23 protein-coding genes and 4 pseudogenes are annotated in these 24874 nt (G+C 68.5%); 19 read left to right on the forward strand and 8 right to left on the reverse strand.

Features of this window, described 5'->3' with window-relative positions:
* Positions 1–195: 195 nt before the first annotated feature.
* A pseudogene (locus OHA84_RS35980) lies at positions 196–515 on the forward strand (transposase family protein); the annotation flags it as partial.
* Here OHA84_RS35980 and OHA84_RS35985 read toward each other — a convergent pair.
* Both OHA84_RS35985 and OHA84_RS35990 read right to left on the reverse strand, forming a co-directional pair.
* The gene (locus OHA84_RS35985) at positions 505–1299 is read right to left on the reverse strand and encodes a carboxymuconolactone decarboxylase family protein (protein ID WP_371591558.1); all 795 of its coding nucleotides are present in this window, start codon (positions 1297–1299) and stop codon (positions 505–507) included. The pseudogene OHA84_RS35980 and the gene OHA84_RS35985 sit on opposite strands and share 11 nt — an antisense overlap.
* Entirely contained in the window at positions 1248–2180 is a 933-nt protein-coding gene (locus OHA84_RS35990) for an MBL fold metallo-hydrolase (RefSeq protein WP_266967348.1), read from the reverse strand. Before OHA84_RS35990 ends, OHA84_RS35985 begins: the two co-directional genes overlap by 52 nt.
* Positions 2181–2263: 83 nt before the next feature.
* Between OHA84_RS35990 and OHA84_RS35995 the strand changes: the two genes are divergently transcribed.
* Positions 2264–2953 carry a TetR/AcrR family transcriptional regulator gene (locus OHA84_RS35995; protein WP_266967346.1) on the forward strand — a complete coding sequence of 230 codons (690 nt, stop codon included), beginning with the start codon at positions 2264–2266 and terminating at the stop codon, positions 2951–2953.
* 76 nt (positions 2954–3029) lie between these two features.
* A pseudogene (locus tag OHA84_RS36000) lies at positions 3030–3555 on the forward strand (transposase); the annotation flags it as partial.
* A 146-nt stretch (positions 3556–3701) separates the two neighbouring features.
* Here the strand turns inward: OHA84_RS36000 and OHA84_RS36005 are convergent.
* A pseudogene (locus OHA84_RS36005) lies at positions 3702–4419 on the reverse strand (IS21 family transposase); the annotation flags it as partial.
* Positions 4420–4595: 176 nt separating this feature from the next.
* Positions 4596–5312, reverse strand: coding sequence for a helix-turn-helix transcriptional regulator (locus OHA84_RS36010; protein ID WP_266967344.1), 717 nt, complete (start codon positions 5310–5312; stop codon positions 4596–4598).
* Between the two features lie 12 nt (positions 5313–5324).
* Between OHA84_RS36010 and OHA84_RS36015 the strand changes: the two genes are divergently transcribed.
* The 13 genes from OHA84_RS36015 (at position 5325) to galE (ending at position 17863) form a co-directional block, all read left to right on the forward strand.
* On the forward strand, positions 5325–5561 hold the full coding sequence (locus OHA84_RS36015; RefSeq protein WP_266967342.1) for a hypothetical protein: 237 nt from the start codon (positions 5325–5327) through the stop codon (positions 5559–5561).
* 1028 nt (positions 5562–6589) lie between these two features.
* Positions 6590–7810: a lipopolysaccharide assembly protein LapB gene (locus OHA84_RS36020; RefSeq protein WP_266967340.1), complete on the forward strand. Its 1221-nt coding sequence runs from the start codon at positions 6590–6592 to the stop codon at positions 7808–7810.
* A 45-nt stretch (positions 7811–7855) separates the two neighbouring features.
* Complete coding sequence (locus OHA84_RS36025; protein ID WP_371591560.1) at positions 7856–9142, forward strand: MFS transporter; 1287 nt, start codon at positions 7856–7858, stop codon at positions 9140–9142.
* 14 nt (positions 9143–9156) lie between these two features.
* Positions 9157–9753 carry a hypothetical protein gene (locus tag OHA84_RS36030; RefSeq protein ID WP_371591561.1) on the forward strand — a complete coding sequence of 199 codons (597 nt, stop codon included), beginning with the start codon at positions 9157–9159 and terminating at the stop codon, positions 9751–9753.
* On the forward strand, positions 9750–10718 hold the full coding sequence (locus OHA84_RS36035) for an NAD(P)-dependent oxidoreductase (protein ID WP_266967334.1): 969 nt from the start codon (positions 9750–9752) through the stop codon (positions 10716–10718). The genes OHA84_RS36030 and OHA84_RS36035 overlap by 4 nt, the downstream gene beginning before the upstream one ends.
* A complete protein-coding gene (locus OHA84_RS36040) occupies positions 10715–11887 on the forward strand; it encodes a hypothetical protein (protein WP_266967332.1) in 1173 nt (390 codons plus the stop codon). Before OHA84_RS36035 ends, OHA84_RS36040 begins: the two co-directional genes overlap by 4 nt.
* 41 nt (positions 11888–11928) lie before the next feature.
* A complete protein-coding gene (locus tag OHA84_RS36045) occupies positions 11929–12237 on the forward strand; it encodes a hypothetical protein (protein WP_266967330.1) in 309 nt (102 codons plus the stop codon).
* The gene (locus tag OHA84_RS36050) at positions 12218–13480 is read left to right on the forward strand and encodes an amidohydrolase family protein (protein WP_266967328.1); all 1263 of its coding nucleotides are present in this window, start codon (positions 12218–12220) and stop codon (positions 13478–13480) included. The genes OHA84_RS36045 and OHA84_RS36050 overlap by 20 nt, the downstream gene beginning before the upstream one ends.
* Positions 13471–14253: a class I SAM-dependent methyltransferase gene (locus OHA84_RS36055; RefSeq protein ID WP_266967326.1), complete on the forward strand. Its 783-nt coding sequence runs from the start codon at positions 13471–13473 to the stop codon at positions 14251–14253. Before OHA84_RS36050 ends, OHA84_RS36055 begins: the two co-directional genes overlap by 10 nt.
* A 22-nt stretch (positions 14254–14275) precedes the next feature.
* Positions 14276–15499 (forward strand): cytochrome P450, encoded by a 1224-nt coding sequence (locus OHA84_RS36060; protein WP_266967324.1) that lies wholly within the window; start codon positions 14276–14278, stop codon positions 15497–15499.
* On the forward strand, positions 15493–15738 hold the full coding sequence (locus OHA84_RS36065) for a ferredoxin (protein ID WP_266967322.1): 246 nt from the start codon (positions 15493–15495) through the stop codon (positions 15736–15738). Before OHA84_RS36060 ends, OHA84_RS36065 begins: the two co-directional genes overlap by 7 nt.
* A gap of 2 nt (positions 15739–15740) precedes the next feature.
* Complete coding sequence (locus OHA84_RS36070) at positions 15741–16892, forward strand: pyridoxal phosphate-dependent aminotransferase (RefSeq protein WP_266967320.1); 1152 nt, start codon at positions 15741–15743, stop codon at positions 16890–16892.
* Positions 16889–17863 (forward strand): UDP-glucose 4-epimerase GalE, encoded by a 975-nt coding sequence (gene galE, locus OHA84_RS36075; RefSeq protein ID WP_266967318.1) that lies wholly within the window; start codon positions 16889–16891, stop codon positions 17861–17863. The genes OHA84_RS36070 and galE overlap by 4 nt, the downstream gene beginning before the upstream one ends.
* A 79-nt stretch (positions 17864–17942) precedes the next feature.
* On the opposite strand, the gene OHA84_RS36080 is transcribed toward galE, so the two are convergent.
* Together OHA84_RS36080 and OHA84_RS36085 are read right to left on the reverse strand one after the other, a co-directional pair.
* On the reverse strand, positions 17943–18758 hold the full coding sequence (locus OHA84_RS36080; protein WP_266973796.1) for a transposase: 816 nt from the start codon (positions 18756–18758) through the stop codon (positions 17943–17945).
* Positions 18759–18794: 36 nt separating this feature from the next.
* Positions 18795–19004 carry a hypothetical protein gene (locus OHA84_RS36085; RefSeq protein ID WP_266967316.1) on the reverse strand — a complete coding sequence of 70 codons (210 nt, stop codon included), beginning with the start codon at positions 19002–19004 and terminating at the stop codon, positions 18795–18797.
* A 619-nt stretch (positions 19005–19623) separates the two neighbouring features.
* On the opposite strand from OHA84_RS36085, the pseudogene OHA84_RS36090 reads away from it, so the two are divergent.
* Positions 19624–19757, forward strand: a pseudogene (locus tag OHA84_RS36090) (IS630 family transposase); the annotation flags it as partial.
* 45 nt (positions 19758–19802) lie between these two features.
* On the opposite strand, the gene OHA84_RS36095 reads toward OHA84_RS36090, so the two are convergent.
* Positions 19803–20897 carry a SagB/ThcOx family dehydrogenase gene (locus tag OHA84_RS36095; RefSeq protein WP_266967314.1) on the reverse strand — a complete coding sequence of 365 codons (1095 nt, stop codon included), beginning with the start codon at positions 20895–20897 and terminating at the stop codon, positions 19803–19805.
* A 1416-nt stretch (positions 20898–22313) separates the two neighbouring features.
* On the opposite strand from OHA84_RS36095, the gene OHA84_RS36100 reads away from it, so the two are divergent.
* Positions 22314–23105, forward strand: a complete 792-nt coding sequence (locus OHA84_RS36100) for a 2OG-Fe(II) oxygenase (RefSeq protein ID WP_266967313.1) — start codon at positions 22314–22316, stop codon at positions 23103–23105.
* A 42-nt stretch (positions 23106–23147) separates the two neighbouring features.
* Positions 23148–23681 (forward strand): chloramphenicol phosphotransferase CPT, encoded by a 534-nt coding sequence (gene cpt, locus OHA84_RS36105; RefSeq protein WP_266967311.1) that lies wholly within the window; start codon positions 23148–23150, stop codon positions 23679–23681.
* 85 nt (positions 23682–23766) lie between these two features.
* On the opposite strand, the gene OHA84_RS36110 is transcribed toward cpt, so the two are convergent.
* A complete protein-coding gene (locus tag OHA84_RS36110) occupies positions 23767–24594 on the reverse strand; it encodes a 4'-phosphopantetheinyl transferase superfamily protein (RefSeq protein ID WP_266967310.1) in 828 nt (275 codons plus the stop codon).
* Positions 24595–24874 lie beyond the last annotated feature (280 nt).

A 24874-nucleotide genomic window follows, 5' to 3' on the forward strand; every position in this document is an offset into this window, starting at 1 on the left:
TTCCACTTTGGAACTGTGCACCGAATGGGTCGGTGGACCACGCCGCCCCCGCTCGCGAAGGAGGAACGATGCACCCCGTGAGGGGCTGTTCGTTGAGCGGCTCCGTCCCGTAATCGGTGGTAGCGAAGCGTGACTGTCGTCGTTGGCATGGCATGTGGTTGAGGTCAACGAGCTTGTGGGTGTGGTGTTTCGGGACTGTCGGCCCTCGTCGTCGAGGGCGTGACGGGCGAGGGCGGGGCCATCCGGGTGTCCGCGCGGACCCGAGGGGATCCAGTGCCGTGCCCGGCGTGCGGGCAGGCGACGGGGCGGGTGCACGGCTTCCACGGGTGGGTGATCGCGGACGTGCCGGTGGAAGGGCGGCGGGTCGTGGCGTCGGTGCGGGTCCGGCGCCTGGTCTGCCCGGTGCTCGGCTGCCCGCGGCAGACGTTCCGTGAACAGGTCCTCGGCGTCGTGGAGCGCTACCAGCGCCGCACCAACCGCCTGCCAACCAACTTGACTCAGTGGTCAAGGAGTTACAGCAGTGGTGTCCTGCGGGGTGGCGGCGTACATGGTGTGGACGGTCTCCATGGCCTGGGAGGCTCGGGGGTACCCGATGTAGCCGGCCAGCAGGGTCATGAGGGTGGTGAGCGCCTGGTTGTCGAGTCCGTGGCGTCGCGCCAGCGCGAGGTGGGTGAGAAGGCGGTCCCCGCTGACCCCTTGGGCGGCCAGGGCGGTGATGATGGCGATGCTGCGGTCGCGTCCAGTGAGAGCGGGATGCGACCAGGCGGCTCCGCCGGCGGCGTGCAGCGCCTCCTCGGCGAACGGGGTGCCGACGCGGGTGGCGAAGGAGTGGGCGACGTCCTGTTCGGGGACGTCGAAGATCCTGGCGTAGGCCGTGATGCCGTGCTCCCGGCGATTGCCTGGGGCACGCTCCTCGGCCAGTGGCCGGCCGGGGTCAAGTGGAGTGGACACGAAATCTGGTGCCTTTCCTCGTGGGGTGGCCTGAAGCCCGGATGGGTTGTTTCCGCGTCGGTGCGCGCGGACGCACGGGCGTGTCGCTGGAGCGGGGGCTTCGCTCGTCGGCGTCACCGGCAGCAGGTGCCGGCCGGAATTCCTGGGGCGGGGGCAGAACGTACGCGGTCGCCACGGGATCTCTCCGTGCGATTTCCGGGCGCCCGCTCCGGAGCCAGGTGGGTCGTGATGGTGGTGCCGGGTTCCTCGGCGCTGAGGCTCAGGGCCTGAGTGGTGATGACGGCGGGTGGCGGGGTTCAGGCCGGTGCGTTGGTGTCGTAGAAGGCGCGGGCGGCGAGGCCGATCCACTCGGGGCGTTCCCAGGAAGGCCAGCGGGTACGGGCGTTCTCGGCGATGGTGGCGGCCGTCTTGTCGGCGGTGGCGCCGCGCTCGCGCAGCCGCAGGGCCTCGTCGCGGACGTAGGTGAGGTAGTCGCGGACGTCGTGGATGAGCGAGGCGTCGGTGACCTCGCCGTGGCCGGGAACGATGGTCTGCGGGGCGAGTGCGGCGAGCTGGTCGAGCACGCCGATCCAGCCCTCGCCGTCCACGTCGGTGTCGTGGGGCGGGAAGTACGGCGCGATCGGGAAGATACGGGTCTCCAGCAGATCGCCGGCGAACAGCACCCGGCCGTCCACAAGGACGATCTGGTCGGACCCGGTGTGCGCGGGACCGACCTCACGCAGCAGCACGGTACGGCCTCCGAGGTCGATCTCGGCCTCGCCCTCGTAGACCAGATCGGGGTCGACCAGTTCGACTCCTTCGAGTTCGGCAGCGACTGCGGGGCTCAGGCCCTTGAACATGCCGAGGTAGCCGGCTCCCTTGCGCCGCAGTTCGGCGCGCTGGCCGCTGTTGTAGACGATCGTGGCGGCACCCTTGAACGCCTGCGCGCCGAAGCCGTGCTCAGGATGGAAGTGGGTCAGGGTCAGGTACAGGCGGCGGTCGCCGGCCAGGCGCCGGGCCTGCTCCAGCACCAGTGCACCGTTGCGGGGGCCGATGCCGGTGTCGATGACCAGCGCGGCCTTCTCCCCGAGGACGATGCCGATGTTGGGGACCAACTCGACGCGGCGGTCCGGGATGACGAAAACGCCCTCGGACACTTCGACGGGAGATCCCGATATGACGGGCGGGGGGCTGTGCAGGACATCCGGCGCGCCGTCGGAGGCGAGAGGCGTGGGGTCGGTGGGACACATGGCACAACTCCAGATCAATCTGAACAGCGTTGAGATTTCGATCCGAGCGTAACACTCAATCAGAGCACCGCTAAGATGAAGACATGGCAAAGGAGCGATATCACCACGGGGACCTGCGCGGCGCGCTGCTCGACGCGGCGGAGACCCTCGTACGAGAGCGGGGTGCCGACGGCTGGTCACTGCGTGAGGCATCGGCACGGGTCGGTGTCAGCCCCAGCGCCGCCTACCACCACTTCGGCTCGCGTGACGCACTCGCATCCGCCCTGTCCGAGGTCGTGCTGGCCCGGCTGGGGAATCGCCTGCGCGACACCATGGACGCGGCGCCGGAGCAGGGCCCCGAACGTCTCGCCGCATGCGGGCGCGCTTATGTCACCTGGGCCGTCGAGGACCCGGCCGTCGCCCGGCTCGTCTTCCGCGGCGGCGCCACAACGGCGCAGTCCGCCATCTCACCCCACCCGCACGAAGTGCTCACCACCGAACTCGACCGTCTGACCGACACGGGCCACCTGCCCGCGGGAGCCCGCCCGGGCGCCGAATTCGTGGTCTGGGCCGCCATCCACGGCCTGGCTGTCCTGCTCATCGACGGTCTCGTACACATCGACGACCGGCAAGGCGTCGAATGCCAGACCGAACGTCTGGTCTTCGCCACCTTCAACGGCCTGGCGCAGGAAACCGCCCCTGAGCCGGACCGGCCCATGCCCACCACCACGCACACACAGCGCCTCACCCAGAGCCCGGCCCCCGGCCCGGCACCACACGCGCCCTCACCCTGAAGTCCCACGGAACGACGCAGGCCAGAAGGGGCCGCCCCGGAGGCAACGGCAGTCCCCTGGGGCGGCTCACCGTTGAACTCCGATCCGTGACGCGGTCCGACTCGGCCCGGCTGACGATGCCCATCGCGGTGACCGCTGCCCAGCCCCGTGACTCGTCGAACGATTCATCCGGGCAGGTCAGTGTCGCCTGGCGAGCCGGACATCGTGATCGCGACCGATGCCGGGTGCGACGTGACCGGGCTGGCCTGGGTGCTTCGGGACCTGCCCGTCGAGCTGGTGGGGCGCGTCCGCGGTGACCGAGTGATGCGACTGCCGAAGCCTGCAAGGGTTCACGATCCCAGGGGCGGCCGGCCGCCGAAGCGCGGGCCGGAGTTCCGCTTCGCCAAGCCCGAGACCTGGCCCGAGCTGCCGTCATCACCCGCACCGCCACGACGAACCACGGCAAGGCGGTCACGCAGGCGTGGCACCGGGTCCACCCGCGGCTGACCCACCGGGCCGCCTGGTTCGACCATGCAGGCGAACTCCCGCTGTTCGAGGGCACGTTGATCCGGCTGGAGGCCGAGCGCCTGTCGAAGGACCGGGCAGCCCCGGTCGTGTGGTTGTGACTGGCCCGGCTCCGCGCGAGCGGGCCCGCATAGACCCATCTTGGCCTTGTCAGCCCGCTGAGCGTACTGAGTCAGAGCCTCGGCCAAGTGGGGCAGCCCCAGCTTGCCGGCCGTGTTGCGGATGCGGGTGGAGACCAGCTCACTCAAGACGTTCCCCTCGTGATCGGCTTGGTGGTGAAGGGTCGGGTGCCGGTCAGTTCGTCATGGACCGACAAAGGCGGCGGCCGACCTCGACCTGGGTGACCGCGGTCCGGTTCAGCAGGGCCGCCAGCGGCCCGGATTCGGTGCCTGCGTTCTGCCGGCGGGACAGAGGAAGGCTTCCGTCGCCGGTTGTGACGCGACGTACGGACCCCGTGGGCAGGCCGTCCCAGTGCCTCTGATCCACGACCCGGGCGCCCCGACCGAGAGCCCGTGCATGGGTGGCCAGCAAGGTCTCGCCGCTGTGACCGGGCACCGTGGAATGCAGCATGATCTGGGACTTCGTGGCCCTGACCTCGACCAGCTGGCGCGGCCGGACCCTGCGGGCAGGCACGGAGTAGAGGTTCGCGTCGAAGGCGACGAGGCAGTCCTTGCCGACGTGGCGAAGGTGTCGCTGTGTGACTACATAAGGCGTCTGTGGCAGCGGCCGCAGGGCCACGTGGTCGCGGACCGCCCGCAGACCGATGATCTCGCCGTGGGTGCCGTGGACCTGCGCCCGCCGCAGCGGCACCCAGGCGGTGAACGCGGCGTTCATTTCCTCGATGGACGAGAAGGCGCGTCCGCCAGAACATGATCGCGGACGATCAGCACCTGCCGCTCGACTCGGCCTTTCCCCGTGGGCCGGTAGGAGGCCAGCACGTCGGGGTCGAAGTCGTAGTGCCCGCCATCGTCGGCTGCGGCGGCAGCGGCAAGTCCCACATGGCCCGCGAACTGGGCAGAATCCTCAACGCCCCGGTGACGCACCTGGACGCAGCGTTCTACGACGACGAGTGGAACGGGCCTCCCATGGACAAGTTCACCGAGGTGACTCTGCGGACCGCAACGTCTGGCAGGGGCAGTCAGGACAGGGTGGGCCCGTTGTCGGGGGCGTCGAGGAGACCGGTGCGGGTGGCGATGACGGCGGCCTGGAAGCGGTTCTCGGCGCCGAGGCGTTCGAGCAGGTCTGCGACACGACGTCGGATGGTGCGCAGCGACAGGCCCAGGCGGCGGGCGATTGTTTCGTCCTTGAGGCCTGCGGCGAGCAGTCTCAGCAGGGTGGCGTCGATGTCGCGGGCAGCCCGTTCGAGGCCTTCGGAGCCGAGAGTGGTGGGGTCGACGAAGACCGTGGCGTGGGTCCAGGCCTGCTCGAAGATGCCACGAAGGTAAGCGATGAGGTGGGGTTCTCGGACGACGACGGCGCCCCAGGTGGTGGTGTCGGCGGGCAGGAACGCGACAGTGTCATCAAAGATGATGAGCCGGCCGAAGAGTTCGTGGGCGGTGCGGTACTCGCCGCCCAGGGCGGTGGCCGCGGCGACGTAGGCCTGGGTGGGGCCGTGGAAGCGGACCGAGTGCTGCTGCAAGGTACGCATGCGGACACCGCGTTCGAGGAGGGCGCGGTCGCGGGCCAGGGCCGGTTCGAGGTTGGCGGGGTTGCGGGAGACGTCGCCGGGCTGACAGGCGATGACCTCGTCGCGACAGGCGGCGGCCTCCTGCTCCAGCAGTGCGTGGACTGCCGTGATGTCGGGCAGGACTGTCACCGCGCCCGGGTCGGTATCCGGTATGTCGGAGTGGCTCATGCGTGTGAAGCGATGGATGTCCTCACACAGGGCGGCCAGGCGCTGCCGATGGGCGGCGGTTTCGGCAGCGATGCGGGCCTCGACTTCGGCGGTGAGGTCTGTGAGGGCTGTCTGCGGCAACAGGGCGCGTCCCTGATGGGGAGCTGTCGGGTTGAAGCGGACCAGGTGCCGCGTGGCCAGTCGGTCCAGTGCTGCGCCGGCTTCTCGTTCATCGATGTCGAGGTCTCCGGCGAGGGCAGAGGGATCTAGGTGGCCGTGCGCACGCACATGGTCATAGACGCGCCAGTCCAACTCCCAGTCGTCAGAGACGCCCGGAGTGTTTGGGAGGGGGGCACGCCCGGCGCTTTGCGCGGTCGCCGCCACCCCTCTTGCCATCGATGCATCTAAGTTGCCAGTTATGTCCGTATGAGGCATTTCGTCCCCCTGTCCTCTGTAGATCTGACACTTTAATGACGGGCATCATGCCTGGTCCAGCGGGGGCGTACAGGAAAGAATCCTGACATCGGCAGGAACGACGCCACTATCCGTAGGGCCACTGTTCGCTCCTCTTCGACGCCTATGTCATGAAGGATCTCGTTGTGAACCGTTTTCTCCGCACTGCTGTCGGCGCCGCTGCGACCATGACCGCTCTGTATGCCCTCGCGACACCTGCCGGCGCCAGCGGACCGGCACCGCTCACGTCACCGAGCGGCGCGGGCGTGTCAACGGTCACCCGAGGGCTCCAGGCCGACCCATATCAGTCGCTCGGCGTCGCGCTCCTCAACACGTCCTGGGGTAACGACGACCCCGCCCCTCCGCGCCCCCTCGCGGACAGTGAACCCGCCCCCATTGAGGGCGCGGCCCCTGACGGCGGGCCCCACGGACGCCCCCCAGAGTTCGGATCCCCTCGGCGGCCGGCCGCCGGAGGGACCGGTACGCCGGAGTGAGGCTTTCCGATTCTCCCGGAACGCACTCCGGATGACGGGCCAGAATTCCCGTCGATCAATCCAGCGAGAGCGAAAGGGGGTGTAGATAAATGATCCGCGAGAACGCTCGCGCTCTTGGCCAGCTGATGGGCAAGTGCACCTCCTGAACCAAGTTCTTCAACGAAACCCCGAAAGGGGGTGTAGATAAATGATCCGCGAGAACGCTCGCGCTCTTGGCCAGCTGATGGGCAAGTGCACCTCCTGAGTCAACGAAAATGGCGGGGGCTCTTCCCGGGCCCCCGCCATTTCCTGTTCAATTCCCAGAATGCTCGCGTCGGCGTGCAAGAACGTAAAAGAATACGAAGAGGCCATATGTCGCAGGGCTACCCCATCCCGTACAACCGTACGCTGAGCGAACAACCATTCCGCGAAGCCAAGCGCCTGGACGTCTCGGCCCTACAGAGCATGTGGCTCCCTTGGATCACGCTCGAGTCGGACCCAGCGAGCCATCTCCTCGCCCTCAATGCCTCCCTCACCTGGCACCAGTCGCGCAAGCGCGACGCCGCGGACACCCTCTCGCGGCCCTGGTTCTCGACTTACGCCGCGGGCGGTCTGCGGCCATGGGTCCTCGGTCAGGCGCGGGCCGCGGACCAGATCGGATCCGACGTCGAGCTGTCGCCCGCCATGGCCGAACTGCGAGAGACGTGGCACGAGGAGCTGCACGGAGCCTCCCCGCTGCGCCGCCTACAGGCCACAGCCGTGCTGGGTAGCCTGACCGCCAGCCTGCCCCTGCTGGAAGCGCCGCGCCCGAACCCGGAGAGCCCCGACCCCCTGGAGCAGCACTACTGCTACGAGCACTCCAGGGTCGTACGGCAGCGCGACCTCCACCACGAGCCCAGCGTGTCCGCGCTGCGGATCCTCAGCAACAAGGCGACGGAGCCGGCGCTGCGCCTCCTTGTGACGGTCAGCTTCGCCGGCCACGTGCTGCGTAAGGAAAGCGACTTCGTCAGGGTCGATGAGGAACTCGCCCGGGCCGAGAGGATGTTGGGGCAGCTCGACGTGCACGAGCCGTGGCTCGCCGCTCTGGTGACCAGCCGGTTCCACCGGATGAAGGCACTCAGGTCGTGGCGGATGGAAGAGCGGGACACCACACTGCTGGACCTGCGGTCGACACGCGATGCCGACAAGGCCCTCGCGGCGGAAGCTGAGAAGTCCGGCGACGAGCTCATCCGCCACCTGTGGCAGGAGAACCACCGGCTTCTGCTGGAAGTCACCGTCAAGAACCAGGTTGGCCATGACCCGGACGAGATCGCGGATGTGATCGCGGAGATCGACAAGATCGAGCCGCACTACGCCGAGAGCCAGTACTACATCGGCGAGGTGTTCGCCCAGGCCGGCCGGCTCTCTGAAGCGGCGGACCATTTCGTCCGCAGTGCTCAGGGCGGCGAAGCACGGGGCGCCGTGGGAGCTTTCAGGGCCTACGAATGCCAGCGGGAGCTTGGTGACCGTGAATCTGCGATCGAGTGTCTTGACCTCTTGGAAGACCTCGACCCGGCCGCCGACGCACAGGCTTATCGAACCGAATTGAACTGACCCTGGCCGGTCGAACCGGCCGCAGCGAATGTATTGGGTGAGAGAATGATTTCACCAAAGATGTGGTGGACCCAGAACGTTCCGCGCTCCGCTACTCAGCGCAGGTTCGTTCTGGCCAGTCTTATTGACAGCGCGGGTACGGGGGTCCACTTCACGATCTTCCCTCTCTACCTCATCCTTATCGTCCACATCTCCGCCGTGCAGGTCGGCACCGGGCTGCTCCTGGCGAGCCTCGTCGGGATGCTGATGAACATCCCGGTCGGCAGGGCCTGCGACCTCGTAGGGCCGCGAGCAGTGCTGGCGCTCGGCTATGCCGCTCAGGCGCTGGTGGCCGGTCTCCTCATCCTCATCAGGGATGTGGTGGCGTTCACCCTGCTGGTCACGCTCGGCAAAGTTGCGTCCCAGGCGGTGCGCCTGGGACGCAACGTATTGGTGGCCGGCGCGGGAGGCGACCAGCGCAACGTCCTACGCGCACAGATGAACGCGTCGTCCAATATCGGTCTCGCCGCGGGGATGGGAATCAGCGCGATCATCCTGGTCGACGCCTCGCCGGCCGCCTTCGAGGTCGGCTTCCTGATCAACTGCGCCAGCTTCGTGTCGGCGGCCGTGGTCCAGTGCTGGGCCAAGGTCCCTGCCAAGGTCCCTGCCACGGCACCGCGCGACCGGGCCGGAGGGCGGGTGCGCGCCGCGCTCAAGGACGTCAAGTACTGCTCGGTCGGCCTGCTCAACGGTCTTCTGGGCTTCCACCAGCAGGTGTTCTTCCTGGGCCTTCCACTGTGGATCGCCGCGCACGGCGGTGTACCGCGCTCGCTCACGTCGCTGGTGTTCTTCGTGAACTTCGTACTCACCGTGCTCCTGCAGGTGCGTGCTTCCTCCACTGTCCACAACTATCGCGACGCCCTGGGTGCCTGGAGGAAGTCCGGCCTGTGGCTGGCGCTCGGGTTCGGAATACTGGCCGCCTTCTCGCATTCCTCTCCCTGGCTGGTGGCCTTGGCCGTTGTCGTCATGGGAACGCTCCTCACCTTCGGCGAGATCTGGTACGGGGCCGCGGAGTTCGAGCTGTCGGTGGCGCTGGCCCCGCGTACCAGCCTCGGCCTATACCAAGGGGTCTTCGAACTCGGCTCGGACGCGTTCGCGATGGCAGGACCGCTCCTCGCCACGCTCGTGTGCGTCTCCATGGGACAGGCGGGTTGGGCCACTCTCGCCTTGGTGTATCTGGCCTTCGCCCTCCTGGCTCCACGCGTCGTCGAATGGGCTGCTCGTGGCAGAGAGCAGGCGGAACAGCCCCTGGACCAAGCGGTGACGGCCCCAGGCGCGGGAGCGGCCGCGTGAGAGGGCCGCGTAGCGTGGTGACGCTCGGACCGGCGGACACCGACGCCCACCACGTCGCCCGCGCCCTCGGCCCTGTCCAGCTCGTCGAGTCCTTTCCACGCGCCATGGAGGTCGCGTGGCAGGAGGACTCATACGCCCTGATCTGCGCCGGCTACACGGCCCGCGACGACCGAGCGATATCCGACTCATGGGTCGGCCTGCACTTCCGGTACGTCGGGCGGATGGAGATCTCGCGCACCTGGGTGCGCAGGACGAAGCCGATGTGCGTCGCTGTCAACCGCGACCGCGTGGTGCACCCCGACGAAGTCGGCTCCGTGGCACTGCACCCCTCCACGACGGTCTTCGCGGACCTGCACCTCCCCGCCGCGGCCGACAGGACGTTCGTCGACGCCAAACCCCTCGCCGTCGACCTCGCGGCCTCCGGCGCCGTCGACGCGTGCATCGGCTCGGTCGACGTGGTCCGCAGGGTCCGACACCTGGAGATCACCGAGGTCTTCGAGCCCCAGATGCTCTGGTGCCTGTATCGGCGGGCGAGCGGCCACGCACCGAAGGCCTCCACGACTACGACGCCCACCGCTGAGCCGGCAGGAAGGCAGGAGACCGGCGCATGAACACCAGCGACACCCCCGGGCGCGACGGCGGATCCCCGAGCGTCGCAGTCCTCGGAGGCGGCCTGATGGCCACCGAGATCATCAACTGTCTCGCACGGTCCGGGTTGACCGTGCGGGTCTTCAACCGGTCGCCCGAGCGGGTCCAGCACCTCGCAGCAGAGCGCGTGACCATCTGGCCAACGGCCGCACAGGCCGCCGACGAGGCGGATGCCGTCCTCTCGTGTGTGGCCGATGACGAGGCCAGTCAGGCGGTGTGGACGGGCCCGGCCGGTGCGCTGGCCGTGATGCGCGCCGGCACTATCGCAGTCGAACTGTCCACCGTCTCGGCAGACCATGTGTCGACCTGGGCAGCGGTCTGCCGCAGCCACGGAGTGCGCCCTCTCGACGTTGCCGTGACCGGGAGCGTGCCACGAGCGCGCCAGGGCACCCTCATCGGGTTCGCCGGAGGCGACGCGGAGGACCTCACCCAGGCACGCCCGGTGATCGCGGCCTTCACCGAACATGTCATCCATTTCGGAGCCTCCGGCGCGGGCATGCGCTACAAGCTGGCCCACAACCTCGCCGCGGCAACAGCGCTGCTGGGCCTCGCCGAGTCCCTGAGCCTCGCTGCGGCGGCCGGCCTCGACACCGCTCAGGCGCTCACCACGCTCAGCACGTACGGCTGGGCGGCGCCGGTGGCCCAATCCATGGGCCCCCGCATGCTCTCCGGCGACCACAGCACCATCATGTGCAGCCTTGACACCATCGCCAAGGACATCCGCTATGCACTGCGCTCGCTCGCCGACCGCGGGGGCGATGACGCGGGCAAGGCCAGTCTGCCGCTCACGCGGACGGTTCTGGACCGGATGGAGACCGCTATCCGTGCCGGCGGCACCGGCCAGGAGATGAGCGCCGTCTGCCTCGCCTACGAGCCGTGGCTGCCGGCACCTCTGCAGAGCGCCGTACGGCCGGAGTTCGCCGTATGACGCTACGCACGGAACAGACCTGGCACGGGTCGTTCTTCGACCGCACCCGCTACGTGCCCGAAGAGGCGCGCGAACAGATCAGCGGACGCCTGCACAGCTACCTTGATGAGGCAGCGGGGTTCATCAGCCGCGCGTCGGATAAGGCCGGGCTCTTCCTGGCCGGCTCGCTGGCCCGCTCCGAGGCTGCCGTCGTACAGAACTCCACTGGCGCTTACGAGTTGGCCTCCGACCTCGATTTCGTCCTCGTGGTACCCAGCAACGACGAGGAGTCGGGTCTGGTCCAGCTGCTCATAGACCACCTGCGCCGCGTCGATGCCGGCTTCCTGCCGACGTGCTTCCGCGTCCACGAGGGCCACCTTCACCGTGTCCGCTCCTACTTCGGAAACGACCTGTGGCACGGCGCGCGACGCCCGCTGCGAACCCGCCCCGGTTCTCCTGCGCCCGTGCGTCCCCCGGTCGGCACACAGGAAGCCATCGAGGTGGTGACCCACCAGCTGGGCAACTACCTCCTGCTGCCAGAGCCCGGCATGCGTGGAGCCGCCGTCGTCCGAGACTCCCGTGTGCATCAGCTCAGGAAACTTCTTCTGGAGCTTCTGCGCGCCACTGCACCGGGCATCGAGCTGCGCGAGAGCCGATACGCGGACCTCCTCGACGCCTATACCCGCCCTGTGGGACCGGTCCCGGCAGCTGTGGTCAGCGCCCTGGTCAGAGCCCGGGAGCTGTCCTTGGCTAACCCCTTCGGCCCCGAGGAGGGCCACGCACTGGTGCGACATCTGCTGATCGCGCTGCTGGGTGGCGACTTGGGCACGAACAGGCGCGATGGGCAACTGCCGAGTCTGCTGCGTGAACGGGCCCGCCGGACAGACGAGTTGCTGCACCTCTACCAGCTCTGCCTGATCGGTCACTTCTTCGAGCTCTTCGCCGAGCCCGTCACGGCCCGCGAGGCGCACAGGGCCACCACCGACATCCTGCGCAAGCTCGATCCCGGGGAGCTGTTCGAGGCACGACAGGCGATCACGCGCATCCAGAACACCCCAGACACACCGGCGGCGCTCGGCGACACCCTCACGCTCCTGCGTCTGGACTACTACCACTATCTGGGCCCGTACAACTTCGGTCGCACCGATCGGCCCGGCTACACCACCGCCACTCGAAAGGCCACTCGATGAACCAAGCCACGACCACGGCGTTCCCGGCGTGGATACGGACGATGCCACAGGCGGATGTGACGTTCCCCGGCGCGGTGGGCAACCTCCTCTCGGGCCGACACGGACAGGTCGTCTTCTGGACCTTCGACCAGGGCGGCGAGGTTCCCCCGCACGCACACGGGCCGCAGCTGGGCGTCGTACTCACCGGTGGCATCCGCATGAGCCGGGGAGGCACGGAGGTGGAGTACCGGGCAGGCCAGTGGTTCGACCTCGCCGACGGGGAGACCCACGCGGCGCACATCCGTCCCGGCACCCTCGTCATCGAGGTCTTCGAGGAAGCGGACAGGCACCGTGAACGTACGGCCAACTGAGCCCGCCGAGCAGGCCGGCCCGCAGCTCACCCTCCTGACGGCCGACCGTGTGATCGTCGGCAGAGACTCCCGCGTCATCGCTAACGGTGCCGTCCTCGTCAGCGGCGCGAGCATCGCCTGGGTAGGTGAGCGGAACCGCGCCCCGCACATGGGCGCCGGTACGACCGAGATCCCGCTGCCCGGCTGCACTCTCATGCCAGGCCTCGTCGAAGGCCATGCCCACCTCTGCCTGGACGGCGGTACCGACCCGTTCGGAACCTTGGCCAGCTCAAGTCCCGGTGTCCGTGACGAAGTCGTCCGCAGGGCGGCCGAGCGCATGATCCGGGCCGGTATCACGTCCGTACGGGATCTCGGGTGCCCGGCGGGAGCAGACACGGTACTGCGGGAGGCCGTCCTGGCCGGTCGGTTCGACGGCCCGGCCTTGTACAGCTCCGGCGTTCCGCTCACTTCGGTGGGCGGCCACTGCTCCGTCATGGGTGGCGCCATCGCCGGGGTCGAGGACGTCGCGGACCTGGTGGCCGCGAACCACAGTGGCGGGGCAACCTGGACCAAGGTCATGGCGACAGGCGGCTTTCTGACATCCCCCGTCTCCTCGCCCTACCTCCCGCAGCTCCCCGCCGACATCCTGCGAGCGGCCGTGGCCGCGTCGAGGCGCCTGGGCATGCGCGTCGCCGCCCACGCTCACGGCAGAGCGGGCATCGAGGCGGCATTCGCGGTTGGGGTCGACTCGATCGAGCACTGCACGTGGATGACCGAGGGCGGATTCGACGTTGACGAAGCACTCGTGGCCAAGCTGGCCAGGCACGGCGTCGCCGTGGGCGCGACGGTCAACTCGAAGGCGTGCGCGGCCACCGGGCGGCTGCCCTGGCACGAGCGCCGACGCCAACTGCGCCTGATGCGCGCGGCGGGAGTACGCCTGATCGTCAGCACCGACTGCGGGATCTCGGGAACCCCGCACGACGACCTTCCGGCATCACTGGTCTGCTACCTGGACGCCGGATTCACCACGCTGCAGATCCTCGAGGCGGCCACCGCCGGCAACGCGGATGCCCTCGGTATCGGCGCCGACGCCGGTCGGCTCGCACCCGGTCTCCGCGCTGACGTCCTCGCCGTGCGCGGAAACCCCCTCGAAGACCTGGATCGCCTCAGGGGCACGATGCTCGTCATGGGCGGCGGCCGTCTGATCCCCAGCCCGACCGAGCACCTCAGCGCCCCTCCCGGAGGAGTTTTCGAATGTCAGTGAAGCAGGAGTACGCGAACCTCAGTCCGCTACAGACCCGCATCAAGATCCACAGCGAGTACAGCGAGCGCCAGGACGACGTCGAGGAGGCGGTGTACCACGTCATCCGCCCCTCCCTTTCCGACAGCCTCCTGGACGTCGGATGCGGCACCGGCAGCTTCCTCAAGCGCCTCAGGGCCTGGGGGGTCGGCGGGGAATTGGTCGCCTTGGACAGCTCCGACGCTGCCGTGAGCGCGGTCGCGGCCCTCGGGGTTGCAGACGCGGTGTGTGCCGACGCAACGCGACTGCCCTTCAGCGACGGTTGGTTCGGCATACTGACCGCCCGTCACATGCTGTATCACGTGGAGGAACCTGACACCGCCCTGCACGAGTTCGCCCGCGTGCTGCGGCCCGGTGGCCGGGTCGCGGTGAGCGTCAACCACGCCCGAACCGTGCCCTTGACTACCGAGCTGGTCTTCGCCGCCATGGAGGAGGCGGGTGCGCATCCGGTGTCCTCGGCGGCCCACGTCAGCTCGGACGACCTGGCCCACCGCATGACAGCCGTCTTCCACGACGTCCAGTCGGAGCGCTTCGACAACGCCCTGGTGTTCGATCAGCCGGCCCCGCTTATCGCCTTCGCGCGTGCGCTCCTCGGCATCTACGGTCTGCACCCGGACGACGAGCGCCACTCCGAGGCAGCTGCGGGCATCGGCCGCCGGGCGGAACGGTGGTTTGCGGACCACCAGGGCCCCTTGCGCGACCCGAAGGGCTACACGATCTGCCACGGAAGGGCCTGACATGAGTGTGTCCACTTCCCCCATGACGTGCCCGGTCACCGGCGCGGGTGGGCCGAGCGCCCCTGCGTACCCGTTCTCGGACCTCCACACACTCGACCTGGAGCCGGAGTATGCACAGCTGCACCAGCAAGGCGGCGGTCTGCACCGGGCTACTATGCCCTACGGCGGTCAGGCGTGGCTCGCGATCCGCTACGAGGATGTACGGCAGATCCTGGCCGACCCCCGGTTCTCGCGCTCCGCCGCCAACACCGGGCAGGCGCCGCGGCTGTCCTCCGAGGTACTGCCCAGCAGTTCCATGATGGCCATGGACGCCCCCGAGCACACACGGATACGCCGCATCCTGGCCAAGCACTTCACCGTTCCCCGGATCGAAGCGCTCCGCGGACGGGCCACCACCCTTGTCGACCAGCTGATCGACAACATGACCGGCAGCAAGCCTGCTGATCTGCTGACAGGCCTCGCTCTGCCGTTCCCCCTCCTCATGGTCTGCGAGCTCCTCGGCGTCCCGGCGGAGGGACGGGACACGTTCGCGGACTTCTCCGCCGCCCTGCGGTCGAGGACCATGTCCCAGCGGCACCGTGAAGCCGCCAGGAATCAGTTCGAGGAGTGGACGGCCCGGCATCTGCTCTTCGCGCGGGGCGCGGAGGCCGGCGGCAGCCTTCTCCACGAGCTCCTCGAACCCGACGCCGTCGGCCGAAGCCCACTGGACGTGCGCGAGGCCGTCGACGTGGCCATCGCCTTACTGGTCGGTGGTGTCGGCAGCCCCAGCACCCTGCTAGCCAGCGGAATCTGCACCCTCCTTCGCCGCCCGGACGTCGTCCGCGCCATCGTCGCCGACGAGGCCCTGATCCCAGCCGCGGTCGAGGAACTCATGCGGCTGGTACCGGTGGGTGTCGGCGGCGGGTTCGTCCGTGTGGCGACCGAGGACCTTACGCTCTCCGGCACCCTCGTCAGACGCGGCGAGGCGGTGGTTCCCGCCATGCCCGCGGCCAACCGTGACCCCAGCGTCTTCCCCGACCCCGACGACTTCAAGCTCGACCGGCCGACCACTCCCCGCCACCTGGGCCTCGGCCACGGGACCCACCACTGCATCGGCGCACACCTGGCCCGGGTCGAACTCCAGACGGCCATCGGCCGTTTGTTCTCACGGCTGCCCGGGCTGCGTCTGGCAGTGCCCGAGGACCAACTGCGCTGGCACCGCGGCCTCGTCGTTCGTGAACTCAAGGAGCTTCCGGTCACATGGTGACGCACGCACAGGAAACGTCGTGGCGGATCCACCTCGACTCGGCACGCTGCACCGGTGCGGGGACCTGCTCAGCCCTGGCAGGGCACGTGTTCCAGATGGATCTGCGGGAGACCAGAGTCATCGCCGCGGTAACAGCACCGGACTCAAGGACGCTGGACGCCACCCAGTGCTGCCCCACCGCAGCCATCACGATCCGGGACGGCCGCACCGGCGCACTGATCGCAGGCGAGGACGGCTGACGATGACGGACAATCCACACTCCTACAAGTGGACGATGTACCCCGGGAAGATCCCCCTCAGCTTCGGGGACATGGACTTCGATCCGGACCCGAGGGTGCTGGACGCGATCCAGGAACGCATGAAATGGCCGCTCGCCTACCCTCCCCCGCATCGTTCGAGCGGGGTGGCGAAGCGCATCGGCGACTACTACCTCGACCACTACGGACTGCACATTCCCTCCGACTCCCTCTGGCTGGGAACAGGCTGTCTGTCGCAGAGCTTCCACGTCCTCCGCTCCCTCGCCGCACAAGGAGACGAAGTCCTCTACTGGTCACCGGCGTTCAAGCACATCCGCAGCGCGATCGAGGCGTCGGGAGCGACCCCCGTCCCGCTCGACGCCGGCCCTGCCATCAGCCACACCTCGCTGGAGGAGGCGATCACTCCGCGGACGAGAGCCGTCTATCTCGTCAATCCGCACAACCCGACGGGGCGAAGCTACTCCCGCCCGGAACTGGAAGCCGTCCGAGACGTGGCCGAGCGCCATGGGCTGGTCGTGGTGACCAATGAACTGCACAGCCGTCTCGTCCTCGACGGGCAGCACGTGCCCTTCGCCTCGCTCGGCGGGACCGCCGCAGAGCTGAGTATCACTCTCTCTGGCGCTTCGAAGTCCCACAACCTCGCAGCGGTCGGCGGCTCCTTCGCCTTCTCGCACTCCTCCGTGTTGCTCGGCAAGGTGATGGCCGACTCGGCTCACTACTGCCAAGAGGCAACAGGCCTGCAACAGGCCGCGTTGAGCGCGGCATACGACGGCGACAGCCCCTGGCTGCTCGACGCGCGCGACCGGCTGAGGCAGGCCCGTGACCACCTGATATCCGCCCTGCATACAGGGCTGCCGCGCCTGAAGATCAGAGTCCCGCAGGCCACGTACTTCATCTGGGCGGACTTCAGCGCTTATTTGAGCGCGGGGGAGTCGGCCCACCAGGTGCTCGACGAGCAGTGCGGTGTCATCGCTGCCGCGGGGGAGTCCTTCGGCGCGCCACCGACCTGGGCCCGGCTCTCCTACTCCCTGACGGACGATGTACTGGCCCGAGCTGCCAGACTGATCATCGCAGGGCTCACACACCCTTCCCGCAGTCCGGAACCCACAACAGCTTCCCACAAGGAGGACAAATGAAGGTTCTAATTTCCGGCGGAGCCGGATATATCGGCAGCACGATCGCTTCGGCGTGTCTCGACGGAGGGATCACCCCGGTCATCCTTGACAGCCTCATCACCGGGAAGCGCGAGTTCACGGCGGGTCGTGAATTCTACGAAGGAGACATCGCTGACGGGAAGGTCGTGGATCGCGTCTTCCGCGACCACCCGGACATCCGAATGGTCATCCACTGTGCCGCCCTCATCGTCGTCCCTGAATCGGTCGCCGACCCGGTCGGATACTACGAGGCGAACGTCGCCAAAAGCCTGGCCTTCGTCTCTCATCTCATCCGAAACAACTGCACGCGACTGATCTTCAGCTCCTCGGCGTCCATCTACGGCAGCAGTGATGACTTCACCGTCGACGAGCAGTCACCGCTGGACCCGCAGAGTCCGTACGCGCGCACCAAGGCAGTCTGCGAGGGCATGTTCGCCGACATCGCGGAGGCCGGGCACCTCCGTGTCCTCTCGCTGCGCTACTTCAACCCCATCGGGGCCGACCCCGCGATGCGTACTGGGCTCCAACTGGAGCGGCCAAGTCATGCTCTGGGCAAGCTCATTGAAGCGCATGAGGCCGGTACGGCCTTCCAGGTCACCGGTACGAACTACCTGACCAGGGATGGATCCGGTATCCGGGACTACATCCACGTATGGGATCTGGCCACCGCGCACGTCGCCGCCGCCCGCATGTTCGACGGTTCCGACGACATCACGTCCACAGCCATCAACCTGGGGACCGGCGACGGCACCACGGTCCGTGAGCTGGTGAACTCTTTCAACGACATCGTCGACACACCGGTAAAGGTGACCGACGCCCCGCCCCGCCCCGGAGACATCGCTGGCGCGTACACACGCAGCGGCCGCGCGACAGAACTCCTGGCCTGGACACCGAAGTACACCGTCGCCGACGGCATCCGCCACTCCCTCACATGGATGCGCATCCGCTCCTAGACAGCCGCCCTTGGTCCAGCAGAGCCGCCGCCCACACCGTAATATTCGAGCGGATCGAGAGACCCCGTTGTCCAATTGCTCACGCGGCGAGGTCGAGGGCGGCGAGGTGTGATGTCCGAGTGGGGGCGAGCGGTTGTCCAGTCCACCAGGCATCGAGTCGGAGCAGGTTGACGGCGGTAGCTGTGAGGACGTGTGCGAGGGTGGTCTTCCGTAGTCCTGTGTAGCGGGTTCTTCGGGTGCCGGCGGCCGTGACCGCCTGGTGGATCGTGCCTTCGACGCCGGAGCGGATCGCGTAGACGGCCTTCCATTCCTCGGTGGTCTGCTCGGCGCGGACACGTTCAGGACGGCGTCTTGATCTTGTGGGCGGACGGTGAGCTGACGACCGTAGCGTGTCGAGTCGGCCCGCGGGAGGGGCAAGGCGCGCAGGTCTCGGTGGCGAAGCGGATGCGGATCGCTGGTTGTTGTCGAGCCCTTCGGTCCAGTAGCGGCTGTGGGCGCCGGCGGGGCAGATTGCCCGGCGAGCGTCCGAGTCGATACTGAAGGACGCCTTGTCGTAGCCGGTTGCCTGGACGGTGCGGCGGGTCATGGGCCGGACCGGGCCGATGACGCGGACATCTCGCTGGCTGGGCGCCGTCAGCAGGAGCTTCGCGGAGATGTAGCCGGCGTCCATCGGGTGTTCGCCCGGCAGCAGGCCCTTGGCGTCGAGCTGGTCGTGGATCTCGTCGACGACCACGGGGTCGCCGACCGTGGCGTCCGTGGTCACCACATGGGTGATCCGGTTCGGTTGGCCGGTCTCCTTGGCGTCGCAGGTCTCGGTGATGTGGACCTTGTAGCCGTCCCAGGCCGCGCCGCGCTTGACGGTGTTGCGGGAGTCGGGGTCGTAGGGCGAGGTGATCCGTGCTCTGCTGGGCGGGAGCTCGTCCTTCCCCCGTCAGGCCACCTCCTGCACTCCGTCCGTGATCGTGCGCTGGAACTGCTGGAGCCATACGGTCCGCAGGATGCCGACAGCCGAGACCTGCGGCAGCCAGGCCGGGGCGCTGATCCCGACGGCCGCTTCGAGGAACTGGTAGCCGTCGGCCGCGATGCGCCAAGTCAGTTGGGTTCGCTCGCTCTCGTCGCTCGGCAGTCGGTAAGAGTCCACCCGGGCCCCGTACTGTTCTTGCCAGCCCCCAGGCATCCAGGAGGCGAGCCACTCGGGTGCTGCGACGGCAACCGCCTCCAGGGCGACCCTCAGCGTCTAGGTGTATTGACCCGCAGGGTTGTTCACACGGTTGATGGGTGGGTTGCCGTCGAGTGCGGTGTGGCCGCGGTGGTGGTTGTAGGTGTGGAGGAAGTACAGAGAGGCTCAGCTTGAGGCCAGCATGAAGCGGCCTGCCGGTCGGTCAAGTTCTCCGCGAACTGCAGCACGCTGACCAGTGCCAGCTGTCCCGGCGCGACACCGGGTCGGCCCCGCACACCGAACGCCGACCTGAAGATCTCGTCGTCGAAGAGCGGACCAAGCGCGTCCCGTACCCGCATCGCCAGGCAGCCCTTCGGGAACGCTGCTCGAGCCACCATCCGCGTCTCCTCAGGAACCTCTCGACCCGAGTCTGCCCGCATCGACACTCGACTCTCCGCCCCACGACCGAACCGCAGGCCTGCCACCCAAGCCCCGATCCTCAGGCTCCACCCCTCAGCCACCAGCCAAGACCGAGATCGACGGCATTCACCCAATTGGGCAACGGGGTCATCGAGAGCTGGTACGACTTGCACCGGCTCCACTGCAGGACTACCTGCGGTGGCGCAACGCGAACGCCCGACACCCCGACGTCCTGGCCTCCCAACGCCGTGAACGTGCCAGGTCCGCAGCGAACTACACCCAGGCTGGGGCCGACCACGGCCACAAGCCGCCTGATCAACTCCGGTGAACGTTCGTGACAGCGCATAGCAGTCGGTGCGTTCAGCTCAGCACCCAGGGTTTGCTGGGGAAATCGGAGTCGAGCGGCATGCCGTCGGTCCTGGTCCGAGGAGTGCCGCAGACCATGACGAAGGTGGCGAACTCCGAGCCCGGGTCGAGCCCCAGCGCCTGATCGACCAAGTCGTCCTGGAACGCGCCGGTGATAGCAGCACCCAGGCCGAGTGCAGTAGCCGTCATGGACACTACCTGTGCCACGTGGCCGACGTCCTGCATGAGGAAGCGATAGGCGCGTGCGTGCCGGTACTTCCAGGACATCCGTTCAGCAACTGCGACGGTGATCAGAGCAAAGCTTCCTGTGGTGAAGAAGCCCTGCCGCGAAGTCAGCCCTTCCCAGGCTTCTCGGTCGGCTCGGGCATCGACTGGGACAAGGCCGTGGCGGATCGCGTCATAGCGGTACAGGCCGGGTGAAACGTCCTGGACATCGAAGACGACCACGTAGGCGTCGGTCTCGTGCCGAGCACCGCCCGTGGCCGCGGCCCGCAGCTGGGTGACGCCCAGATCGCCGCAGTCGGAGAAGCGGAGTGGGGCGAAGGAGTAGTGGAGCAATGTCGCGAGGGCGTCAAGCGACACCGGCTGATCCGTGAAGGTGCGGTGGGTGCGTCGTTGTTCCAGTACGTCCTGGAAAGACATGGTCATCGGCTGGCGAACCCGGGGAAGCAGGAGCACCGGAGTCTCCGGGCCCGGGTGTGCATAACCGCTCGGCCGGGGCCGGGTGAGCAACTCGCTCCGGAAGTCCCTGACCTTCCTCTCCTCCGAGAGGAAGGTCACGTTCCTGGTGCGCTGGTGAAACCACCAAGCGACGGGCCCCCAGGCATCCCACGGGCTCGGGGCCCCCGATACGGGTTCGTCGTCCACCTTGACCAGAAAGCCCAGCGCGAGCAGCTGCTCCACCGCTGCCAGTAAGGAGGACGTGGTGCCGGACTCAGCCTCGGGTACAGGCAGCGGGGTCCGCGCACTGATCAGGAGCTCGGCGGTTTCGGGCCCTATCCGGAGCCGTGCGGGCACCAGCGGGCTCGATACCTGGATGCCGGTGGCATCGGGTTGGATGAACAGCGGGTCTACCGCGCGAACCAGCATTCAGAGCTCCATTGTCGACTGAGGAATCGAAGGCCCGACGCTCCGGCCGGTGGGTTGCAGCCCCATCCTGCGGGCGGCCAGCGAGAGCTGCGGGGGCAGACTGGCCTTCATGGAGGGGCAGGTGATCTCCCCGTCGCTCCGGCGCTTCGGGCAGTGACCGCCGCAGACCACTCGATCTCGTGGACGGCGACCGCGCTCGTTCGAAAGGCTCAGTGCACTGATGTCGTTGCTCCAGTTGCGGAGGGGACGGCCAGGTCGCTGGGCACCGGCCTCATGCTCGCGTCGCCGGTCTGGTAGATGGGCACGATCCGGCGGCCGGCCATGCTCAGAAACCCCTGGCCACCGCTGCAGATGTAGGGCGACGGCACGATTGCTTCGATTGTCACTGGGGCTCCCATCAGGTCCGCGGATCAGGGTGGCGCGGGTCCCGTAACAGCCCCGCGCCACAGTGCTGATGATGGTTGGTCAGCAGGCGTTGTTCTTGTTCAGCTGCAAGAGGAACTCGTCGTCGTCGATGACCTCGATCAGGAAGGTGTCCTGGTCCTGGTGGTTGGTCCGGTCTGCAGTGATCTCGGCATGCATGGCCAGCCTCCTTGATTCTCGGTGCAGGGCCACCGAGTGGTGGCCCTGCACCGAGTTAACTCGGCGGCTCGTGTTGGGGGCAACCCCTCACGGGGCCTTGATCCCGGATTCTGAACACGTCCATGCGGCTTGGGCCAGGGTAGTTGCTGCTGGTTGGACGGCGTTTTCGAAGGCGATCGGAGATCGCTGACCGAGGCGGGAGTGCCAGCGTGGGGTGTTGTATTGGGTTTCGACCGTGTCCTATGTGGTGAGGCGTCTGTTCCGGACGGGTTGTGGCAGATCGCGGAACCGCTGATCCCCCGTCGAGGGTGCCAACACGGACATCGTTGCCGAACTCTCGGTCACGGAGCTCCAGTCCCTGCGCGCCGTCGAAGCCGGCACCGCCACCGAGCCTCAGGCTGCGGGCATCATCGGCCCTGCGGCCAAGGCCTTCGTGAAGATCAGGGGCGAGTACATGCACCGACACCACTTCGCCACCCGGACACCGATGCCGGTCTTCCGCAACACCAGCCCCCCGACGCAGCTCAACCAGGTGCCTACCACCAGTGGCGTTCGAACTGATCGTCAGCAAAGCGCGAGCCGAAGCCCATAGAAAGGCCAAGGTCGCATGACGAAGAACTCCACGGTTGCAGGGATTGCCGCGGCGTTCAAGATCCTGTTACGAGATCCGAGGAGGGCAAGGATTCATGACCGCGGTCGACAAGCTCGAAAAGGGGGCTCCTGCCTTCTTTCCGGGCCGCAGCGGGGAATGTGAAATCAGCACCTGCGCCGTCACGGTGCTCGGCGCGGTCATCGCCGATGTGCTGACCACGTCACTCCCGGGGACCTTACCCGGTGTGCCCTTATGCGAGGAGAAGCGGGTGGTGGTCCGGCGCACGGCGAGGGGGCCACTACCGCATCCACACCGACGCCTCACGCGTCCGCGACGTCGGCACGGCCCTGTCCGCGGTGTACTACCTCCACCACCGGCCCCGCGGCTTCGAGGGCGGTCAGCTGCGGCTGTACGACACCCTGATCTACGGCGGCGAGGCGCGGCCGGCGGAGACCTACCGCACCGTCGAACCCGAGCACGACACCCTCGTGTTCTTCCCCGCCAGCGCCTTCCACGAGGTCGTCCCCTCGACCTGCCCCAGCGGGAGGTTCGCCGACCACCGGTTCACCCTCACGACGTGGATCAGCGGTGCCGGGCCCGCCGGGACGGCCGCGCCTGGCACCCCGTCCCGGATCCGGCAGTGGATGGCCCGCGCCGCCGAGCACACCCGCCCCCTCGCGGACGTCACCCACGACCACGACGGCGCCCGCCCCACCGCACTCCCCACCACCCGCCTCACCCCGCACCGAGGCCTGAACGCCGCCCTCCCGGGCGGTGCGGGCCCGTCGGCGGCGACCGAGCGGACCGCGCGGGCGCTGGGCCTGGAGCAGGGCCGGACCGTCGTGGTCCGCTTGGCCGACGGCGAGAGCGTCACCCTGCGGATCGGCGCGGTCCTGCCGGACGACCCGGAACGCGGAGACTTCGTGGTGACCCGTGACCTCGTACGCGCCCACGACCCGGCCGCCCTCACCGACGACATCTTCGTCCCAGCCGACGCCCGGGCGTCGGCCCCCGGGCCGACCGGGGGCGGGTGAAATGCGTTTCGAGCGGTGCCGTGATGCCTCTACGGTGGCGCGGTGAAGACTCAGGTGATCGTGGTCAACGGTGGTTCCAGCGCGGGGAAGTCCGGGATCGTCCGGTGTCTGCAGGCGGTCCTGCCGGATCCGTGGCTGGCCCTCGGGACGGACGTGCTGGTCGAGGCGATGCCGGCGTCCATGCGGGCGTCGGACGGCGGGATCGAGTTCGCTCCGGACGGGGAGGTGACCGTCGGCCCCGAGTTCCGGACGCTGGAGGCGGCGTGGATCGAGGGGGTCGCCGCGATGGTCCGTGCGGGCGCGCGGGTCATCGTCGACGAGGTCTTCCTCGGCGGGGCCTCCTCGCAGCGGCGGTGGCAGGACGCCCTCGGCGAACTGCCGGTGCTGTGGGTCGGCGTCAGGTGCGACGCGGCAGTGGCCGCCGGCCGCGAGGTCGCTCGGGGCGACCGGACCGTCGGCATGGCCGCGTCCCAGGCGGAAGCGGTCCACCGGGGCGTGACATACGACCTGGAGGTCGACACCACCTCCGCGGAGGCGATGGGATGCGCACGGACCATCGCCACACACGTCAAATGACCGCCGGCCAGGGCCTCTGAGGCTGTGACCGTTGGCGCTGTGACCGTGGCTCATGAGCGTGAACGACCCGATGGTCCAGGACCGGTCACGGGAGGGGCGGCGGAAAGATGGCAGCCGAGCCACTCTCCGCATTTCCGGCTCGCGCGCCGAGGAAATGGGTGTGGAGGGTGAGGGCGGGGGCGGTGGTCCGGGGCTGGGCGAGGGCCAGGGCCGCCGCGTGGTGCGGGCCGGCCGGGAGGTCCTGGACCGTCCAGCCGGGCGGGCGGGCCGGGGCGCCGGGGGCGGGGTCGCCGAGGTAGTCCAGGTCCGGGCCGCGGCCCAGGCCGGTGCCGAGGCCCTTCAGGTACGCCTCCTTACGGGCCCACAGCCGGGCGAAGACCGCAGGGCGCGACGACGGCGGTGCGCCGCGGATCTGGCTCCGCTCGGCCGGGTGCAGCGCCTCGCCGACGGTGGCCGCCCTGTGCGGTGCCGGGACTCCTTCCACGTCGACGCCGACCGGCCGTCCGGCCACCGCGATCAGCACCAGGTCACCGGTGTGGGACAGGGAGAAGTGCGGTGCGTCGGGGCCGGCCAGGGCGGGCCGGCCGTGCGGTGCGTCGCAGCACGGGCAGGGTTCGCGCAGGAACCTCAGCTCCGCCGGGGGCACGCCCCGGTACGCGGAGAGCACCCGGCGCAGGGCGAGGTGCGCGGCCGTGTAGCGGTCCCGGTCGAGGGAGTGGGCGAAGCCGGCCGCCCGGGCGCGTTCCCCGGCGTCCAGCGCGGACCGGTCCAGGTCCGCCGTGGGCAGTCCCGCGGCGGGGACGCGCAGGAGCCACAGGTCCGCGGAGCCCTCGGCCGGCCGCGGTCGCGCCGTCGGCCAGGCTGAGGAGGTCCAGCCCGGCGGCGGGCCGGTGAACTCCGGGGAGGGCTGCACGGAGGGCTCCGGTCTGTCGGCTTCGGCGGACGGCTGTCCCGACTCCGACACCGTAGCGCAGCGGATATGCGGGGAATTGATGGCCGGATATCGGCCCACCGGAGTGTCCCGGAGAGGTGGTACTCCCGTTGTTTCTCGGGGAGTACGGGAATTCCGTGCGGCGGAACGGCCGAAATGGGGTGCGCTTTCGAGCAGTTCACGCCGGGTAGTGCTGCGGGGCTTGGCCAGGGATCGGCGTCTTCTGGCTCAAATCCGTTGGATCTGCCCCGACTTCCTCCTT

Origin of the sequence: Streptomyces sp. NBC_00513 (genome assembly GCF_041431415.1) — a bacterium.
Classification (GTDB): domain Bacteria; phylum Actinomycetota; class Actinomycetes; order Streptomycetales; family Streptomycetaceae; genus Streptomyces.

Excerpts from the sequence above, each read along its gene's own strand:
- OHA84_RS35990 (WP_266967348.1), bottom strand. The coding sequence starts at position 2,180 with ATGTGTCCCACCGACCCCACGCCTCTCGCCTCCGACGGCGCGCCGGAT.
- OHA84_RS35995 (WP_266967346.1), top strand. The coding sequence starts at position 2,264 with ATGGCAAAGGAGCGATATCACCACGGGGACCTGCGCGGCGCGCTGCTC.
- OHA84_RS36010 (WP_266967344.1), bottom strand. The coding sequence starts at position 5,312 with ATGAGCCACTCCGACATACCGGATACCGACCCGGGCGCGGTGACAGTC.
- OHA84_RS36015 (WP_266967342.1), top strand. The coding sequence starts at position 5,325 with ATGGATGTCCTCACACAGGGCGGCCAGGCGCTGCCGATGGGCGGCGGT.
- OHA84_RS36020 (WP_266967340.1), top strand. The coding sequence starts at position 6,590 with ATGTCGCAGGGCTACCCCATCCCGTACAACCGTACGCTGAGCGAACAA.
- OHA84_RS36025 (WP_371591560.1), top strand. The coding sequence starts at position 7,856 with ATGATTTCACCAAAGATGTGGTGGACCCAGAACGTTCCGCGCTCCGCT.
- OHA84_RS36035 (WP_266967334.1), top strand. The coding sequence starts at position 9,750 with ATGAACACCAGCGACACCCCCGGGCGCGACGGCGGATCCCCGAGCGTC.
- OHA84_RS36040 (WP_266967332.1), top strand. The coding sequence starts at position 10,715 with ATGACGCTACGCACGGAACAGACCTGGCACGGGTCGTTCTTCGACCGC.
- OHA84_RS36045 (WP_266967330.1), top strand. The coding sequence starts at position 11,929 with ATGCCACAGGCGGATGTGACGTTCCCCGGCGCGGTGGGCAACCTCCTC.
- OHA84_RS36055 (WP_266967326.1), top strand. The coding sequence starts at position 13,471 with ATGTCAGTGAAGCAGGAGTACGCGAACCTCAGTCCGCTACAGACCCGC.
- OHA84_RS36060 (WP_266967324.1), top strand. The coding sequence starts at position 14,276 with ATGACGTGCCCGGTCACCGGCGCGGGTGGGCCGAGCGCCCCTGCGTAC.
- OHA84_RS36065 (WP_266967322.1), top strand. The coding sequence starts at position 15,493 with ATGGTGACGCACGCACAGGAAACGTCGTGGCGGATCCACCTCGACTCG.
- OHA84_RS36070 (WP_266967320.1), top strand. The coding sequence starts at position 15,741 with ATGACGGACAATCCACACTCCTACAAGTGGACGATGTACCCCGGGAAG.
- galE (WP_266967318.1), top strand. The coding sequence starts at position 16,889 with ATGAAGGTTCTAATTTCCGGCGGAGCCGGATATATCGGCAGCACGATC.
- OHA84_RS36095 (WP_266967314.1), bottom strand. The coding sequence starts at position 20,897 with ATGCTGGTTCGCGCGGTAGACCCGCTGTTCATCCAACCCGATGCCACC.